Source organism: Kribbella sp. NPDC051936 (assembly GCF_040680955.1).
Lineage (GTDB): Bacteria > Actinomycetota > Actinomycetes > Propionibacteriales > Kribbellaceae > Kribbella.
The window spans coordinates 654219-670948 of record NZ_JBFAXS010000006.1 but is presented as its reverse complement, the minus strand read 5'-3'; the positions used below and the strand labels follow the sequence as shown (position 1 = coordinate 670948).

At 69.8% G+C, this 16730-nt stretch carries 15 protein-coding genes; 5 read left to right on the top strand and 10 right to left on the bottom strand.

The features are described from left to right. Positions 1-7: 7 nt before the first annotated feature. Genes efeB through thpR form a run of 4 tightly spaced genes read right to left on the bottom strand, consistent with a single transcriptional unit; the run spans position 8 to position 3877 of the window. Positions 8-1258: an iron uptake transporter deferrochelatase/peroxidase subunit gene (gene efeB, locus AB0L64_RS24435; RefSeq protein WP_363713459.1), complete on the bottom strand. Its 1251-nt coding sequence runs from the start codon at positions 1256-1258 to the stop codon at positions 8-10. Further along, positions 1255-2394 carry an iron uptake system protein EfeO gene (efeO, locus tag AB0L64_RS24430; protein ID WP_363713457.1) on the bottom strand — a complete coding sequence of 380 codons (1140 nt, stop codon included), beginning with the start codon at positions 2392-2394 and terminating at the stop codon, positions 1255-1257. The genes efeB and efeO overlap by 4 nt, the downstream gene beginning before the upstream one ends. 15 nt (positions 2395-2409) lie before the next feature. Next, positions 2410-3258 (bottom strand): iron uptake transporter permease EfeU, encoded by an 849-nt coding sequence (gene efeU / locus AB0L64_RS24425; protein ID WP_363713455.1) that lies wholly within the window; start codon positions 3256-3258, stop codon positions 2410-2412. Between the two features lie 55 nt (positions 3259-3313). Beyond that, positions 3314-3877, bottom strand: a complete 564-nt coding sequence (gene thpR / locus AB0L64_RS24420) for an RNA 2',3'-cyclic phosphodiesterase (RefSeq protein ID WP_363713453.1) — start codon at positions 3875-3877, stop codon at positions 3314-3316. Positions 3878-3910: 33 nt separating this feature from the next. Between thpR and AB0L64_RS24415 the strand changes: the two genes are divergently transcribed. Next, positions 3911-5359 carry an LLM class flavin-dependent oxidoreductase gene (locus tag AB0L64_RS24415; protein WP_363713451.1) on the top strand — a complete coding sequence of 483 codons (1449 nt, stop codon included), beginning with the start codon at positions 3911-3913 and terminating at the stop codon, positions 5357-5359. Here AB0L64_RS24415 and AB0L64_RS24410 read toward each other — a convergent pair. Then, positions 5342-6745 carry a mycothione reductase gene (locus AB0L64_RS24410; protein ID WP_363713449.1) on the bottom strand — a complete coding sequence of 468 codons (1404 nt, stop codon included), beginning with the start codon at positions 6743-6745 and terminating at the stop codon, positions 5342-5344. The two genes, AB0L64_RS24415 and AB0L64_RS24410, sit on opposite strands and share 18 nt — an antisense overlap. 67 nt (positions 6746-6812) lie before the next feature. Here AB0L64_RS24410 and AB0L64_RS24405 point away from each other — a divergent pair, with 67 nt between their 5' ends. Then, the gene (locus AB0L64_RS24405; protein ID WP_363713447.1) at positions 6813-7502 is read left to right on the top strand and encodes a DUF4429 domain-containing protein; all 690 of its coding nucleotides are present in this window, start codon (positions 6813-6815) and stop codon (positions 7500-7502) included. Here the strand turns inward: AB0L64_RS24405 and AB0L64_RS24400 are convergent. Both AB0L64_RS24400 and AB0L64_RS24395 read right to left on the bottom strand, forming a co-directional pair. Beyond that, positions 7499-8830, bottom strand: a complete 1332-nt coding sequence (locus tag AB0L64_RS24400) for an MFS transporter (RefSeq protein ID WP_363713445.1) — start codon at positions 8828-8830, stop codon at positions 7499-7501. The two genes, AB0L64_RS24405 and AB0L64_RS24400, sit on opposite strands and share 4 nt — an antisense overlap. Continuing rightward, the gene (locus AB0L64_RS24395; RefSeq protein WP_355701090.1) at positions 8827-9276 is read right to left on the bottom strand and encodes a MarR family transcriptional regulator; all 450 of its coding nucleotides are present in this window, start codon (positions 9274-9276) and stop codon (positions 8827-8829) included. The genes AB0L64_RS24400 and AB0L64_RS24395 overlap by 4 nt, the downstream gene beginning before the upstream one ends. A 96-nt stretch (positions 9277-9372) precedes the next feature. Between AB0L64_RS24395 and AB0L64_RS24390 the strand changes: the two genes are divergently transcribed. Beyond that, the gene (locus tag AB0L64_RS24390) at positions 9373-10473 is read left to right on the top strand and encodes a hypothetical protein (RefSeq protein WP_363713443.1); all 1101 of its coding nucleotides are present in this window, start codon (positions 9373-9375) and stop codon (positions 10471-10473) included. Here the strand turns inward: AB0L64_RS24390 and AB0L64_RS24385 are convergent. Further along, positions 10434-11906, bottom strand: a complete 1473-nt coding sequence (locus AB0L64_RS24385) for an NCS2 family permease (RefSeq protein WP_363713442.1) — start codon at positions 11904-11906, stop codon at positions 10434-10436. The genes AB0L64_RS24390 and AB0L64_RS24385 overlap by 40 nt on opposite strands. A gap of 69 nt (positions 11907-11975) precedes the next feature. On the opposite strand from AB0L64_RS24385, the gene AB0L64_RS24380 reads away from it, so the two are divergent. Further along, a complete protein-coding gene (locus tag AB0L64_RS24380) occupies positions 11976-12287 on the top strand; it encodes a DUF2530 domain-containing protein (protein ID WP_363713440.1) in 312 nt (103 codons plus the stop codon). Between the two features lie 34 nt (positions 12288-12321). Here AB0L64_RS24380 and AB0L64_RS24375 read toward each other — a convergent pair whose 3' ends face one another. Then, positions 12322-13095 (bottom strand): DUF3027 domain-containing protein, encoded by a 774-nt coding sequence (locus AB0L64_RS24375; protein WP_363713438.1) that lies wholly within the window; start codon positions 13093-13095, stop codon positions 12322-12324. A 118-nt stretch (positions 13096-13213) separates the two neighbouring features. Here AB0L64_RS24375 and AB0L64_RS24370 point away from each other — a divergent pair, with 118 nt between their 5' ends. Beyond that, the gene (locus AB0L64_RS24370; RefSeq protein WP_363713436.1) at positions 13214-15073 is read left to right on the top strand and encodes an MFS transporter; all 1860 of its coding nucleotides are present in this window, start codon (positions 13214-13216) and stop codon (positions 15071-15073) included. A 65-nt stretch (positions 15074-15138) separates the two neighbouring features. Here AB0L64_RS24370 and AB0L64_RS24365 read toward each other — a convergent pair whose 3' ends face one another. Further along, positions 15139-16689 (bottom strand): MFS transporter, encoded by a 1551-nt coding sequence (locus AB0L64_RS24365; protein WP_363713434.1) that lies wholly within the window; start codon positions 16687-16689, stop codon positions 15139-15141. Positions 16690-16730: the final 41 nt, after the last annotated feature.

The following is a 16730-nucleotide window of genomic DNA, read 5'->3' as shown; positions in this document are numbered from 1 at the left end:
GACCGGTTCAGGAGAACAGCTTCTCGCCCCAGTACGAGCCGGGTGTCACACCTGCTGGGCAGGCGAAGATGCCGGAGCCCACGTGGTGGATGTACTCGTTCATCGTGTCGTTCTTGGCCAGCTGGTTCTGGATCGGGATGAACTGTTTGCGCGGGTCGCGCTGGTAGGCGAGGAAGAACAGGCCCGCGTCGAGCCGGCCGAGGCCGTCCGAGCCGTCGACGAAGTTGTAGCCGCGGCGGAGCAGTTCGGCGCCCTTGTTGAACTGCGGGTGCGCGAGCCGCACGTGCGAGTCCACCGGCATCTTCGGTGCGCCGTCGGCGTTCTTCGCGGTGAAGTCGATCGCGTCGAACTCGTCCGCCTTGCCCAGCGGCGCGCCGGTGCCCTTGCCGCGGCCGATGATCGTCTCCTGCTCGCCGAGCGACGTACGGTCCCAGATCTCGATGTTCATCCGGATCCGCCGCGACACCAGGTACGCGCCGCCGACCATCCAGTCCGGGCCGTCCTCGGGCTGGACCCACAACTGCTGCTCGAGCTTGTCGGCTTCCTCGAGTTTCAGGTTGTTGGTCCCGTCCTTGAATCCGAACAGGTTCCGCGGCGTCGCCTGTGCCCGCGACGTCGACGACGTCCGGCCGAATCCGAGCTGCGAGTACCGGACGGCGACCCGCCCGAACCCGATCCGCGCGAGGTTCCGGATCGCGTGTACGGCGACCTGCGGGTCGTCCGAGCACGCCTGGACGGCGATGTCGCCACCGGACCGTGCGGGGTCCAGGTCGTCGCCGATGAAGTGCGGCAGGTCGACGAGTGCCTGGGGACGCTTCGACGCCAGCCCGAACCGCTTGTCGAACAGCGACGGCCCGAACCCGATCGTCAGCGTCAGCCGCGCCGGCGGCAGGCCGACCGCCTCGCCGGTGTCCTCCGGCGGCGCCTCGCCCGGTCCGTTCACCGCGCCGTACTGCCCGATGTCGCGACCGGCCGTGAGCAGCGCGGCCGCCGCGGTCCACTCCTTCAGCAGGGCGATCAGCTCGTCACGCTTGGTCGTGGTCACATCGAAGGCAGCGAAGTGCAGCCGGTCCTGCACAGGCGTCGTGATACCGGCCTGATGCGGTCCGTGGAACTCCACCGGCCCGTTGTCGTCCGCCGCCTGCGACTCTTCACCGGTCAGTGCCGAGTGGGCGACGTACCCCGCGACTCCGGTGGCGACAGCGGCACCCGCGGCCCCGAACAGGCCGCGTCGGGACAATCCCGTGCGTCCGCTCATTTCTTGGCCAGTACTGCGGCGACCTTGCTGACCGGCTCGGCCAAGCCGTCGACGACCGCGCCGAGGGCCTTCTTCTCGGGCTCGGTGGCCGTGTACGGCTTGAAGCCGTCGCCTTCGCGGTACTTGTCCAGCGACGCGAAGACGGCCTTGAACTGCGTGTCCAGCTGGGTGACGAGCGCGGCGTCGCGCTTCTGCAGGGCCGGGCGGAGCGCCTGGATCGCGGCCTGCGAACCCTCGACGTTCGCCTGGAAGTCCCACAGGTCGGTGTGCGAGTAGCGGTCCTCCTCGCCGGTGACCTTGCCGGTGGCGACCTCGTCGAGCAGTTCCTTGGCGCCGTTGGCCAGCTGCAGCGGCGTGAGCTTCACGGTCTTCGCCTTCGCGACCACCGTCTTCACATCGGTCAGCAGCTGGTCGGCGTACTTCTCCATGCCCTTGGTGGAGTTGGAGACCCAGAGCGCCTGCTCGATCCGGTGGAACCCGGTCCACTCGGTGCCCGGCTCGACGTCGTTCACGCGGGCGTCGATCTTCGGGTCGAGGTCACCGAACGACTCGGCGACCGGCTCGATCCGCTCCCAGTACGTGCGGGCGACCGGGTAGAGCGCCTTGGCCTTGGCGACGTCGCCGGCCTTCACCGCCTCGACGAACTCGCCGGTCTCCTCCTCGAGCTCGGCTGCCTGCGAGTTCACGTACCGCTGGTAGCTGTCGGTCGCCTGCTTCAGCGCGGTGTCGGTGTCGACCTGCGCGGCCGCGTCGCCGGTGACCGTGAGGTCACCGCGGATCCCGTCACCGACCATGCCGGGCTTGCAGACCGCCTGGTACTTCCCGGTGGGCAGCTCGACGATCAGCTCGCGCTTCAGGCCCGGTCCGATGTTCTCGACCTCGCCCATCACCCGGTCGCCATCGGCGTACACGTAGAACTCGGTGACCTTGCTGCCCGCGTTCTCCACCGAGAACGTGCTGGTGCCGGACTTCACGTCGCGGCGGCTCAGCTCACACGCCGAGTCGGACGCCTTGACCGACACCGGGCCGGTGCCGTCGTCCTTGGCCGCGGGCTCCTCCTTCGCACACGCGGTCAGCGCCGCGAGGCCGAGGACGACACCGATGACACAGGCCCGGCGGGCCACAGTGCTGCGCATGGTTCTCCTGGGGATTCAGGCCGCTTTGTGAGCGGTCGTCGCCGGTACGGCGGGCGGTGCGGAGCTCTTCACCGGGCGGAAGTAGAACACCATCACCGGGACGAGATAGACGACCCACGCGGTCGCCTCCACCACGGTCGGGGCCGGGTTGAAGTTGAAGATGCCCTTGAGCAGTACGCCGTACCAGCTGTCGGGCGGGATCACGTGGGAGATGTCGAAGGCCAGCGTGTGCAGGCCGGGCAGGATGTTCGCCTCCTGCAGGTCGTGGAAGCCATAGGCGAAGATCCCGGCCGCGACCAGGATCAGCACCGCGCCGGTCCACTTGAAGAACACGGCCAGGTTGATCTTCACCGCGCCCTTGTAGATCGCGACGCCGAGCAGCACCGCGGTCGCGAGCCCGAGCAGGACGCCGACGAACGGTACGGCGGTGGTCGCGGTGGCGGCCGACGCGTACACGATGAACGCGGTCTCGATGCTCTCCCGGAAGACCGCCAGGAACGCCAGGATCACGACCGCGCGCGACCCCACCTCGAGCGCCTGGCCCATCCGCTCCCGGAGCTCTCGGGCGATGCTCCGGGACGCCTTGCGCATCCAGAAGATCATCCAGGTGACGAAGCCGACCGCGAGGATCGACATCACGCCGCCGACGGTCTCCTGGGTCGTGAAGGACTTCGCGGTCAGCGCGGTGACGAACTGGAGCAGACCCCAGGCGGCGACCGCCACGGCAAGCGCCGTGGCGACACCGATCCAGACCAGTTTGAGTCGATCGCGGTGGCCCGACTTGACCAGGAAGGTGGCGAGGATGCTGACGACCAGCGAGGCCTCGAGCCCTTCACGGAGTCCGATCAGGTAGTTCGCGAGCATGGCGGGACTCTCTCAGTACAGAATTAGGCATTAGGTACGGCTAACCTTCCTGAGGTTAACCTAAGAAGTCCCATTCGCCTACCGTGACGTACGCCGCACTGTGGCCCGGTCCCTCGCCGAGCCTGGACTCGATCAGCTGGAGACTGCCCGCGGTCCACACCGGGCTCTCGTAGGTGTCGAAGATCCGCACCCATTTGGTGACGTCGACGGGCCGCCGCAGCCGCGCGAGCGTCAGGTGCGGGTTGAACTTGCGCCCCTCGACGGTGACGCCGGCCCGGTTGGCGGCCGCCCGGGTGGTCATCGACAGGTGTTTGAGCGACTCGGTCTCGTCGCGCACCCCGGCGTACAGCACCCGGGCGTCCGGGACCCCGGGGAACGCACCCGCTCCGGCGAGCTGCAGCGCGAACGGCTGCTGCCGCTTCGCGGCCCGCTCCAGCCGCTCCTCGAGCTCCTCGGTCCTCCAGTCCGGCACCTCGCCGAGGAACGCGAGCGTGAGATGCCAGTGGTCGTCCGCCGCCCACCGGATGTCGTCATCCGGGTGCTGCCGGCGCGGCTCGACGAACTCGCTCAGATCCTCCACTACTTCGCTGGGTGGCACGACGGCCACGAACAATCGCATCCGAAAAGCGTATCCGTGGTGGAAACTGCTTTTGTGTCCGAGCTCAAGCTGCCGTCGCCGTGTGTGGTGATCCTGGCCGGTCCGGGGGCCTCGGGGAAGTCGACCTGGGCGGCGGAGCACTTCGCCGGCGACCTGATCGTGTCCAGTGACCGGTTGCGGGCGTTGGTCGGGGCCGCCGAGGACGACATCGCGGCGAGCGCGGATGCGTTCGCGGTGCTGGACGTGGTGGTGCGGCAACGAATCGGGCGGGGCCTGACGACTGTCGTCGACACCCTGGGGCTGGACGCGGACCGGCGAAGGTCCTGGCTGGCACTGGCTCGGGATGCCGGGATGGCTTGTGTTGCGGTGGCGTTCGATACACCTGCCGAGGAGTGCCGGCGGCGGAATCGTCAACGGGACAAGCGCATCCCTGCCGACGCCCTGACGGCGCAGCTGCGGTCATGGGCCACGGTGAAGAAGGAGTTGCCGACGGAGGGGTACGACGACGTACTGGAGCCGACCGCCGCGCGGGTGGTGCCGAGCGTGTTCGTCGAGTCGACCGCGGCGCATACCCGGCAATCGGAAGCTCCGGTCGGGTTGCGCTTCGGGCTGCAGCTGAGCAGTTACACCCATCCGGCGGGACGGGCGGGGACGGCCGCGTGGGTGCGTGACGTGGCGGAACGGGCCGAGGCGGCCGGGTTCGACGCGATCTACGTGATGGACCATTTTCGGCAGATCCCGCAGGTGGGGCGGGCCTGGGAGGACTTCCTGGAGAGCTGGACGACACTCGGCTACCTCGCCGCCTGTACGACGCGTGTCCGGCTGGGCACGCTGGTCTCGGGCATCACGTACCGCAACGTCGCGCACCTCGGGAAGATCGCGGCGACGCTCGACGTACTGAGCGGTGGGCGGGCGGTCTGCGGCGTCGGGCTCGCGTGGTTCGAGGCCGAGCACAAGGCGTACGGCTGGCCGTTCCCGCCGGTCGGTGAGCGTTACGCGCTGCTCGAAGACGCGTTGCAGTTGCTGCCGGCTCTATGGGGCCCTGGCAACAAACCGTTCCGCGGCAAGGTCCTCGACGTACCGGACACCACGTGTTATCCGCGACCGCTGCAGGAACACCTGCCGGTGCTCGTCGGCGGCAGCGGCCCACGGACCCTGCGGCTGGCCGCACGGTACGCCGACGCGGTGAACGTGTTCGGCGACGCCGCCGCGGTCCGCAAGGCCGCCGGCTACCTGCAGGGCAGCCGGGCCGAGCTGACACATCTGTCCACAACGCTCGTAGGGAAAGACCACGAACAGCTCGACCAGCTGATTCGCAAGCTCCGGCCGCGGAACGTGAACCCCGCGAAGTACGCGGACCACGTGAACGCAGGCACCGTCGACGATCAGATCGGCCGCTTCCGCGAGCTCTCCGAGGCCGGGGTGACCGAGGTGATGATCAGCCTCCCCGACCTCGACACGCTCGCCACGGTGGCCGACGTGATCTCAGCGTTCCGGACGTAGGTCCAGCTTCAGCAGGGCGTTCTCGATCAGTTCGGGCATCGCCGGGTGGATCCAGTACTGGCCGCGCGCCATCGTGTATGCGTCCAGGCCGAAGCTCATCGCCTGGATCACCGGCTGGATCACGGTCGGCGCCTGCGGGCCGATGACGTGGCAGCCGATGATCTGCCCGGTCTGCGGGTCGGCGAGCACCTTCGCGAAGCCGGTGGTGTCCTCCATCGCCCAGCCGTACGCGATGTCGCCGTACCGCTGAACCGCTGCCACATAAGGGATTCCGCGGTCCCGCGCCTGCTCCTCGGTGAGTCCGACGGAGGCGATCTGCGGCGAGCTGAACACCGCGTGCGGGACGAACCGGTGGTCGGCCTCGATCCGGTCGTCGGGGTTGAGGAGGTTGTGCTTCACCACCCGGGCCTCGTGGTTCGCGACGTGCTTCAGCTGGTGCGGGTTCGTCACGTCGCCGAGCGCGTAGATGCCGTCGACGGTGGTCTGCTGGTACGCATCCACGACGACGCGTCCCTCGTGGTCCACCTCGACGCCGGTCGCGTCCAGGTTCAGCAGGTCCGAGTTCGGCTCCCTGCCGACGGCGACCAGCAGCTCGTCGACCTCCAGCTCGTCGGACCCGTCCGGGTGCAGCATCCCGAGCAGGATCGTCCCGTCGTCACGGCGCGCGACGCGGATGGTCTCGTGGTTGAGCCGGACGTCGTACTTCGCCTGCGCGATCTCCGTGTAGCGCGCGGCGATCTCCGCGTCCTCGGTCCGGAGCAGCTCCTTCGAGCGGGCGACCACGGTGACCTCGACCCCGAACGACGCGAACACGTGCGCGAACTCGGCCGCCACGAACCCGCTGCCGATGATCGCCAGCCGGCGCGGCAGCTCCTCGAGCCGCATGATCGTGTTCGACGTGTGGAACCCGGTGTCCTCCAGCCCCGGGATCGGCGGCACGATCGGCCGGCTGCCGCTGGCGATCACGAACCGGTCCGCGCTGAACACGCTCGACGCCCCGTCCTTGGTGTCGACGGTCAGCTCCTTGAAGCCGGTGAACCGCCCGGTGCCGTCGTACACGGTGACGTTCGCGTTGTCCGCGTTGTGGTGCCGGTACTCCGAGCCGCCGGCCGCGATCGGGTCGATACGGCCGAAGATCCGGTCCCGGACCTCGGGCCAGCGGACGCCGAGCAGCTGCTCGTCGACGCCGTACCGCGAGCTCACCGACGGGGTCGCGGCCACGTCGGCGGCGTGCACGAACATCTTCGTCGGGATGCAGCCGACGTTCAGACAGGTGCCGCCGAACGTGCCGCGCTCGACGATCGCCACCTTCCAGTCGGCGAACCGCCGGTTGACGATGGTGTTGCCGGAGCCGGTCCCGATGATGACAACGTCGTAATGGGTCACGCCTCATTGTGCCCCTGACCCGCAAGGACTGCGCTGGACCTGCGCACGGTGAAAGATAGGACACGTGGTGAGTGGTGAGCTGACGAGCACGCACGGCACGGTCGTCTGGGACGGCCTCGGCACCCTCCGGATCCGGTACGACGGCACGCCGGGCGGGTTCCATCCGCTCGCCGCCGCGGTCCGGGCCCGGCTGGGCGAGCGCGTGCTGCCGGTCGAGGCGTTACGGTCGGTCGAGGTGACCGGGACCGGGCTCCGGCTCGTCCTGCGCGACGGCGCCGACCCGCTGCGGTCGGTGACCCGGCTGATCGACGTCTACGACTTCCCGGACGTCGACCGGGATCTCGCCGAGGACATCGCCCGCGACGTCGCCCAGGTCCTGGTACGGCGCGACGTCCCGGAGACCGCAGCCACCGCGTGGCTGGTCGCGCCGCCGGCCGCACCGGACCAGTTCGAGGGACACGACGCGACCCTGGTGGTGGCGAACGGGCGCCTCACGTTCACCTACCACCGGTTCGCGGGCCGGAAGAAGAAGGCGCACGGCGACCTCTGGCCGGTGCCGCTCGGCGAGATCGTCGACGTCGAGTGGATGCCGGAGCAGGGCCGCTTCGGCCGCGGATTCCTCCGGATCGCCACCGCCGAGACCCCCGACGTACGCCCGAAGCCCAGGCACGACCCGGCGGCGATGGTCAGCCGGCGGCACACGGACGTCGACGCGCTCTTCTTCGCGGCTCGCCTGCTGACCCGGATCAGGCCCTAGGCGACCTGCGGGCCGACGGTCTTCTTGGGCTCCGCCTCGGGGGAACCTTCGAGGACCGCCTTCTCGCCGAGCAGCTCGGTCTGCGGCAGCACCTCGAGGTGCGGGCGCGGCAGCAGCCGCGGCCGGATCGCGAGACCGCGCCGGCGGGAGAAGTACAGCACCGAGCCGACGGTTCCGAGCACGGTCAGCCCGCCGCCGACGATCAGCGAGTAGCGGGCGCCGAACTCCTGCCCGACCCAGCCGATGAACGGCGACCCGATCGGCGTACCGCCCATCAGAACGGTCATGTACAGCGCCATCACGCGGCCGCGCATCGTCGGCTCGATACTCAGCTGCATCGTCGCGTTCGCGGACGTCAGCATGGTCAGCGAGGCGAGGCCGACCAGCGGCAGCACCAGCGCGAAGCCCAGGTAGCTCGGCATCAGCGCACTGACGACCTCGGCGATCCCGAAGGCCAGGGCCGCACCGATCACCAGGCGAGCGCGGATCCGGACCCGGCGGGCCGCCAGCAGGGCACCGGCCAGCGAGCCGATCGCGAGCACCGAACCGAGGATGCCGTACTCCCCCGCGCCCTTGTGGAAGACCTCCGTCGCCATCAGGGCCGAGGTCAGCTGGAAGTTCAGGCCGAACGTGCCGGCGAAGAACACCGCCACCAGCACCATCATCAGATCCGGCCGGCGCCACAGGTACCGCATGCCGTCGCGGATCATGCCCTTGTCCCGAGCCGCGGGTTTCGGCGTGTGCAGCTCGCCCACCCGCATCAGGTGCAGCGACAGGATCACGGCGGAGTAGGTGAACCCGTTGATCAGGATCACCGGTCCGGTGCCGATCCAGTTGATCAGCAGGCCGGCCAGCGCCGGGCCCAGCAGCCGGGCCGCGTTGAACGACGCGGAGTTGAGACCCACCGCGTTCGACAGCTCGTCGCGGCCGACCATCTCGACCACGAACGCCTGCCGGGTCGGGGCGTCGAAGGCTGTGCCGACACCGAACAGCAGCGCCAGCAGATACACGTGCCACGGCTGGACCACACCGGCGATCGTGAGACCGCCGAGCACCAGGGCGACGCTCGCCATCGCGATCTGGGTCGCGGTCAGCACCTGCCGCTTCGGGAAGCGGTCGGCGACCAGCCCGGCGTACGGGCCGAGCAGGAGGGCCGGAAGGAACTGGAGGCCGGTGACGATGCCGAGCGCCGTACCGGAGTGGGTCAGCTCCAGGACCAGCCAGTCCTGGGCGACGCGCTGCATCCAGGTGCCGACGTTCGAGACGATCGCGCCGGAGGCGTACAGACGGAAATTTCGGACTTTGAAGGCACGGAAGGTGGGGCTCATCGAGCCGCCAGTCGTTCCAGTACAGGTGCTGCCTTGCGCAGGATGTCGCGCTCCTCGGGGGTCAATTGCTTCAGCTTGGTCTGCAGCCACTCGTCGCGGCGCCGGCGGTTCGCCAGGATCAGCTCGTCGGCCCTGGCGGTGAGCTCGACCATGATCTGGCGCTTGTCGGTCGGATGGGGCCGGCGGACCACCAGGCCCGCCTCCTCCATGTTCGTCACGATCCGCGTCATCGACGGCGGCTTCACCTGCTCGTGCGCGGCCAGCTCGCCGATCGTCATCGCCTCGTGCTTGGCCAGCGCGCCGAGCACGCTCAGCTGGTTCGCGGTGAGGTCGTGACCGGGCTCGCGCTGCCGGCGGATCTGCCGGGACAGCCGCAGGGTCGACGACCGCAGAGCACTCGCCAGCCCGACGTCACTCTTCACCTGCTGCGCTACGACTTCGGGCATGTCGTTACCTTAACTCATTACCTTTGCTAACTAAAACCGGTTTCCACCGGCTGGTATTCCCCGGCCCGCCACGGCCATGGCCTAGAGTTCGCGATCATGGGGACGACGGCCGAGCTGGAGCGGTACGAGCAGCGGTTCCGCCGGGCGGGACTGCCGCTGTTCATCGAGGATTTCTCGCCCACGCACGACATCTACACGCGGGCCGCGCCGCTGCTCTGGCTGGTGTTCCTGGCCGAGATGCTCGGCGCCACCTCGCTGGACTGGCTGTGGTGGCAGAACCTGCTGGCCGCGGTCGGCGGCCTGGTCGCGCTCGTCATCGGCTTCGGCCTGCTGAACGGGTTCCGCGGCCGGCCGTTCTGGTCGTTGCCGACCCGGTTCGGGATCCCGGAGCTGGCGGTGTTCGTGCTGCTGCCCGCCCTGCTGCCGGTGGTCACCCAGGGGCAGGTCAAGCAGTTCTTCGGCGTCGCCGGCGGCAACCTGGTCCTGCTGGGAGCGGTGTACGTCGTGGTCGGCTACGGCTTCATCGCGACCGTCGTCTGGGGAATGCGCCAGCTGGCCCGCGAGCTGGCCAACTCGGTCGCCAGCTTCATCCGGGCGTTGCCGCTCCTGCTGGTCTTCTCACTGGTGCTGTTCATGACCGCGGACATGTGGCAGGTGTTCGCGGGGATGCCCGCCGCCTTCATCGTCTTCTCGGTGATCGCCTTCACCCTGCTGAGCACGGTGTTCCTGCTGATCCGGCTGCCGCTGGAGGTGGACGCGATCGAGCGCACCGCCGGGTCCGGTCCGCCGCTGCGCCGGATCCAGCGCTTCAACGTCAGCGTCAGCCTGGTGATCCGGCAGTGGATGCAGGTCCTGGTGGTGAGCGCCGGCGTCGGACTGTTTTTCGTTGCCTTCGGCATGCTCGCGATCAGCGAACACATCTACGAACAGTGGGGCGTCGACGCCGGCTCCTGGTCGTACCACCTCACGCTGCTGGACCACCCGCTCGTCCTCAGCGCCTCGCTGATCAAGGTCGCCGTCGGCATCGCGAACTTCACCGGCCTGTACTACTCGATCGCGCTGCTCACCGACTCGACGTACCGCACCGAGTTCCTCGACACCGTCAGCGCCGAACTGCGCGACCTGTTCACCGCGCGCACCGAGTACCTCGAGTTGCGTCAGGTCAGCCAGTCGGTCAACGGGCCGATCGCGAAGTAGACCACGAACAGCGCCGACACCACCCACATCAGCGGGTGCACCTCACGGGCCTTGCCGCGGACGGTCTTGAGCACGGCGTACGAGACGAAGCCCGCGCCGATACCGGCCGAGATCGAGTACGTGAACGGCATCAGCACGATCGTCAGGAACGCCGGGAACGCGACCTCGATGTCGTCGAAGTCGATGCCCTTCACCTGCGTCATCATCAGGAACCCGACCAGGATCAGCGCCGGCGTCGCCGCCTCGTACGGAACCAGCGTCACCAGCGGCGCGACCACCATCGAGATCAGGAAGCAGATCCCGGTCACCACGCTCGCCAGCCCGGTCCGCGCCCCCTCGCCGACACCCGACGCGGATTCGATGTACGACGTGTTGCTGGACACCGACGCCGCGCCGCCGGCGGCCGCCGCCAGGCTGTCCACGACCAGGATCCGCTGCGAGTTCGGCGGGATGCCGTCCTTGTCGTTCAGGCCCGCCTCGGCGCCGATCGCGGTCATCGTGCCCATCGTGTCGAAGAAGTCCGCGAGCATCAGCGTGAAGATCAGCAGCAGCGCCGACACCGCCCCGATCTTCTCGAACGAGCCGAACAGGTTGAACTCGCCGATCGTGTCCAGGTTCGGTGTGGTGAACCACTGGTCCGGCAGCTTCGGCACGCTCAGGCCCCAGCCGCCCGGGTTCTTGTCGGTGCGGGCGCCGATGCTCGCGATCGACTCGAGCACGATCGCCAGCGCGGTCGAGACCAGGATGCCGATCAGGATCGCGCCCTTCACCTTCCGGGCGTACAGCGTGACGATCAGCAGCAGGCCGACCACGAACACCAGGACGGGCCAGCCGTGGAGGTTGCCGCCGACACCGAGTTCGACCGGCGGACCGCCCGGCGCCGCGGGCCGCCGTACGAAGCCCGCGTCGACGACGCCGATGAACGTGATGAACAGGCCGATGCCGACGCTGATCGCGATCTTCAGCTGCAGCGGCACGGCCTCGAACACGGCCTTGCGGAAGCCGGTCAGCACGAGCACCAGGATGATCAGGCCCTCGAGGACCACCAGGCCCATCGCATCCGCCCAGGTCATCTTGGTCGCCACCGAGAACGCGATGAACGCGTTCAGGCCCAGGCCGGTGGCCAGCGCCAGCGGGAAGTTCGCGAACAGGCCCATCAGGATCGTCACCACGCCGGCCACCAGCGCGGTCGCCACCGCGACCTTCGCGATCGCCGCCGCCGGGTCGGTGCCGCCGCCGATGAACTGACCGGCGCCGTCCTTCACGGTGCCGATGATCAGTGGGTTCAGCACCACGATGTAGGCCATCGTGAAGAAGGTGACCAGCCCGCCGCGCACCTCGCGGCCGAGCGTGGATCCGCGTTCTGTGATCTTGAAGAACGAGTCGAGAGGACCGGAACCGGAGCGGGCCGTCGCGGCCTGGGACGAGCTCATGACCGCATCGTGCCAGGTCCTGCCGGGCAGTTGCGAGCACTAATCGGAAACGAAGCTAAGGTAGGTGGCGTGACGGAGGATCAGGGGGCATCCAAGAAGCGCACCGACCCGACGAGCCAGCTCGCCCGCGGCGAGCTGGTCCACGCCGAGGTCAAGCCGCTCGACCTGTCCGGCATCCCCAGCGTGATCACCGGCATCGTCCTGTGGGCCGTCGCCCTCGTCGTCCTGTTCATCTTCCGCGACCACCTCGAGGCCAACGGCCTCGACTGGTGGCTCTGGGTCCCCGTCGCCGGCATCGGCCTCGGCCTGATCGGCCTCTGGTACTGCAAACGCCGCTGGGCCGCCATCCAAGCCGGCCACCGCCCCGAAACCGAAGACTGACCTTCCCCGGCCGAACAGGCCCGGCCTGGTGGGGCTAGTTCTCGAGTTCGAGGGTGTCGTAGCCGGTGGTGTCGAAGGCGTGGTCGGGGGTGGGGGGTTCGGTGATGTCGATGGTGGCGTCGGAGTGGGCGCCGCAGCCGTAGTCGTAGGCGACGACGCGGGCCTCGCCGGGGGCCATCTCGTTGGCGCAGACGCCGAAGGCCTGGCCGAGGCTGTCGGCGAGGCGGATCCAGTAGCCGCAGGAGAAGCACTTGTACGGCACGGCCTGGGCGATCGCGGACGTCGGCCCGAAGTCGCCGGCGTACCACCGCTCGGCCGCCTCCTCCCGCCCGACCGGCGAGAGCACGCGCTCGCGGCCCAGGCCGAGCTCCTCGACCACCGTGAGCACCTCCTCCGGCGCGTCGGCGGTGTCGGTGAACCCGGGCTCGAGGCGCGGGTCGTCGGCGTGGGTCGGGAACAGGTCGCCCGGGCGCAGGTCGCCGGGCTGGACACGCTCCGACCACGGGATCCACTCCGGCGCGACGACGGCCTCGTCGCCGGGCAGCATCACGACCTCGTTGACCGTGACGGTCTTGGCGCGTGACGCGCGGGTCAGCGTGACGGCCCAGCGCCAGCCGCGGTACCCGGGGTGGGTGGAGGCGAAGTAGTGCGTGACGAGGCGCTCACCCTCGACCGAATGACCGAGGTGCTCCCCGACCTGCGCGGCGCCGGCCTCGGCGATCGCGGCCTCACGTGCCGGTTCGACCGCCGCGACGCAGACGGCGTCGGGCTTGGCGCGTACCGGTTCGGGGGTTCTGACGGGAGTCACAATCGCCCATTCTCGCACGCCGTCCGCAGGACTCCGAACCGCCGTCACAAAGGCCGTCGCGCACCGCTCGTACGCGCGGTGCCTGCGGTCTGTCCCCGGCACGAGGCAGGATGGTTCCATGCACTCCCCGGACCCGAAGGCGAATCCCGGCGGCAACGCCGCCGGCGGTCCGCCGCGCGGCGACGCGGGCGGGCCCAAGGCCGCCGGGAAGTCCGCCGGCGACCGGTTCAGTGACGCGCGCGAGCGGATGGGGACCGCGGGGAAGAAGGTCGGGCACGCGTCGAAGGTGGGCGCGGAAGGTGTCGCGTCGGCGTCGAAGAAGGCCGCGGAGGTCAGCGGGAAGGTCGGTCGCGCGACCGGGCGCCGGATCCGCGGGCTGACCAGCGCCCAGGGCGCGGGTGAGTCGGGGCTGTCGCGGCTGATCGAGCTCGGCGCGGTGAACGCGGCGGGTGACACGGCGTTCGCGGTGTCGCTGGCGGGGACGGTGTTCTTCACTGTGCCGAGCGGTGAGGCGCGCGACCGAGTCGCGCTGTTCCTGGTGCTGACGATGGCGCCGTTCGCGTTGATGGCGCCGCTGATCGGCCCGATCCTCGACCGGTTCCGCCACGGCCGCCGCTGGGCGATCGGGGCGACGCTCGGCGTCCGCGCGTTCCTCGTCTGGAGCCTGGCCGCGTCGATCGCCGGCGACGGCTCCGCCTGGCTGTATCCGGCCGCGCTCGGCTGCCTGGTCGCCTCCAAGGCGTACGGCGTCACGCGCGCCTCCGCCGTACCGCGGCTGCTCCCCAAACAGATCACCCTCGTCACGGCCAACTCCCGGATCTCGCTGGCCGGTGTCGCGGGCGCGACGATCGGCGCCGGGATCGCGGCCGCGTTCGCCGCGATCGGGCCGGAGTGGTCGCTGCGCTGGGCGGCGCTGGTCTACATCGTCGGCCTGATCCTCGCGATCCGGCTGCCCGCCGCGGTCGACTCCCCCGCCGACGAAGAGGTGACCGGTACGGCGGGGCGTGATGCCCGCCGCCGCGCGATCACCGCCGCCGTGGCCCGCGGGATCCGGTGCAACCTGGGACTGCGGTTCGTGTCCGGGTTCCTGACCATGTATCTGGCGTTCCTGCTCCGCGACCAGCCGGTCAGTGGGGTCAAGGGCGCCGTCGCGGCCACGGCGGTGGTGGCCGCGGCCGGGCTCGGCAACAGTCTGGGCACCATCCTCGGGTCGTTGCTCAAGGCCCGTAAACCGGAAACAGTCGTGCTCGTGGTGCTGCTCGTCGACGCTGCGGTCGCGGTCGCCGTCGCGGTGCTGTACGGCCTGCCGATCCTGATCGCCCTCGGCCTGGTGGCCGGCCTGTGCAGTTCGCTCGGCAAGCTGTCGCTGGACGCGATGATCCAGCGCGACGTGCCGGAGTCCGTGCGGACGTCGGTGTTCGCGCGGTCCGAGACGGTGCTGCAGCTCGCGTGGGTGATCGGCGGCGGCTGCGGCATCGTGCTGCCGCTGATCCCGCGCCTCGGGTTCGGCTTCCTCGCGGGCGTCCTGCTGGTGGTCATCTTCCTCGTACTACGGATGCGGCCGAGCTCCCGGACGACCCCGGGGCCGCTGCGCCCGGGCGGTCTCGGCGGCCCGCGCACCGACGCACACAACAAGCCGCACGCCGCGGCGCACCCGCACGACCGCGACCACGACCCGTCGTACGAGGGCGATCACCACGCGGACAGCACGACCCGGACGATCCTCAGCGTTGCCGAGCAGCGGGCCAACCGCCGGCGCCGCTCGAGCTCGCATGACGAACCCACCGTCGAGTGGCGCACCGGCGACCGGAAGCCGCCGCCCGAGCAGCCCATCGGCCGCTGGTGGAGCGGCCAGCCAGAGGACGACGAGAACACCGGCGAGAACCCGCAGCCCTGGTCCGAGGAACCTACCGAGGAACGCAACCGCAGCCCGTTCAAACGCCGCCCCGGCAGCAACCCCCGCCGCCCGCCGCGCTGATCCACGGGCAAACAACACGGAGCGCGGACACCAGGTGTCCGCGCTCCCCATCTACTGGCCCAGGTTCAGGCGGTGGCTACGTCCGCCTCCTCGGCCGCCGGCTCCTCGGCGGGAGCGCTGGCGTGGCTGGTGCCGCGGAGGGTGAGGGTGCTGCCGACCGCAGTGACGAGCAGCAGTACGGCGCCGACCAGGGCGACCACGCTCATGCTGTGGGTGAAGGCGTGCCGGGCAGTGGCCAGGACCGTGTCGGCCAGCTGCGCGGGCAACTGGGCGGCTGCGGCGGTCGCCGCGGGCAGCCCCTCGCGGACCGGAGCCGCGACGCCGGCGGGCAAACCGGACGGGACGTCGGCGCGGTAGACCGCCGTGCCGATCGAGCCCAGGACCGCGATCCCGAGCGCGCCACCGAACTCCGCGCAGGTCTCCATCACCGCGGACGCCGACCCGGCCCGCTCCGGCGCGACCGAGCCCACCACCGCTTCGGTCACCAGAGTCATCACCATCACCAGACCGGCCGCGAGCAGTCCGGCCCCGAGCAGCGGCACCACCAGTGACGAGTCGACCTGGATCCGGGTGAGCACGCCGTACCCCGAAGCCGCGAGCACGAACGCTCCACCGATCACATAGGCGCGGTCCATCTTCCCGGCCAGCGCGGTGGCGAGTGGAGCCGCACCGCCGACCAGCACCGACGGGGCCAGCGACCACAACGCGGCCTTCAACGGCGAGAGGCCGTGCACCAGCTGCAGGTACTGGGTCAGGAACACCGCGTTGCCGACGAGCGCCAGGGTGCCGATGGTGTTCGCTGCCAGCGACCCGCTGAACGCGCGGTTGCGGAACATCGACAGGTCGACCATCGGGTGCTCCGCGGTCCGCTGCCGCTGGACGAACAGCACCCCGAACACCAACCCGGCCACGATCGCCGCCACCGGCAGCGCGGACACACCGTGCGCCGCCAGCTCCTTGATCCCCCAGATCACCGGCAGTACGGCGGCCAGCGACAGCACCGAACCCAGCAGGTCGAACCGCCCGCGCACCGCAGCCTTGAACTCGGGCAGCAGCACCGGCGCGAGCACGACCAGCAGCACCATCGCCGGAGTGTTGATCAGGAACACCGAGCCCCACCAGAAGTGCTCCAGCAGGAACCCGCCGAGCACCGGACCGAGAGTGATCCCGCCCATCATCACCGCGCTCCAGAACGCGATCGCCTTCGACCGCTGTTTCGGGTCGTGGAACATGTTCCGGATCAGCGCCAGGGTGGACGGCATCAGGGTCGCGCCGCCGATCCCGAGCAGCGCGCGGGCCGCGATCAGCTGCTCGGGGTTCTGCGCGTACGCCGCCGCGACCGAGGCGAGGCCGAAGCCGATCGCGCCGAACAGCAGCAGCCGGCGGCGGCCGATCCGGTCGCCGAGCGACCCCATGGTGATCAGCAGGCCGGCCAGCACGAACCCGTAGATGTCGAAGATCCACAGCTGCTCGGTCGCGTCGACGCCGAGGTCCGCGCTGATGAACGGGACCGCGAAGTACAGCACCGACACGTCCATCGAGACCAGCAGCAGCGGCAGTGCGAGCACGCCGAGCGCGATCCATTCCTTGCGGCCCGCCCGTTCGGTGGTACCCATGACGCCCCTCCGGTTTATCTGTATATGCCACACACTGTGTG

Bases quoted from the DNA above. Each gene is read 5' to 3' on its own strand.
- efeB (WP_363713459.1), bottom strand. From the start codon at position 1,258: ATGAGCGGACGCACGGGATTGTCCCGACGCGGCCTGTTCGGGGCCGCG.
- efeO (WP_363713457.1), bottom strand. From the start codon at position 2,394: ATGCGCAGCACTGTGGCCCGCCGGGCCTGTGTCATCGGTGTCGTCCTC.
- efeU (WP_363713455.1), bottom strand. From the start codon at position 3,258: ATGCTCGCGAACTACCTGATCGGACTCCGTGAAGGGCTCGAGGCCTCG.
- thpR (WP_363713453.1), bottom strand. From the start codon at position 3,877: ATGCGATTGTTCGTGGCCGTCGTGCCACCCAGCGAAGTAGTGGAGGAT.
- AB0L64_RS24400 (WP_363713445.1), bottom strand. From the start codon at position 8,830: ATGAGCCCCACCTTCCGTGCCTTCAAAGTCCGAAATTTCCGTCTGTAC.
- AB0L64_RS24395 (WP_355701090.1), bottom strand. From the start codon at position 9,276: ATGCCCGAAGTCGTAGCGCAGCAGGTGAAGAGTGACGTCGGGCTGGCG.
- AB0L64_RS24390 (WP_363713443.1), top strand. From the start codon at position 9,373: ATGGGGACGACGGCCGAGCTGGAGCGGTACGAGCAGCGGTTCCGCCGG.
- AB0L64_RS24385 (WP_363713442.1), bottom strand. From the start codon at position 11,906: ATGAGCTCGTCCCAGGCCGCGACGGCCCGCTCCGGTTCCGGTCCTCTC.
- AB0L64_RS24370 (WP_363713436.1), top strand. From the start codon at position 13,214: ATGCACTCCCCGGACCCGAAGGCGAATCCCGGCGGCAACGCCGCCGGC.
- AB0L64_RS24365 (WP_363713434.1), bottom strand. From the start codon at position 16,689: ATGGGTACCACCGAACGGGCGGGCCGCAAGGAATGGATCGCGCTCGGC.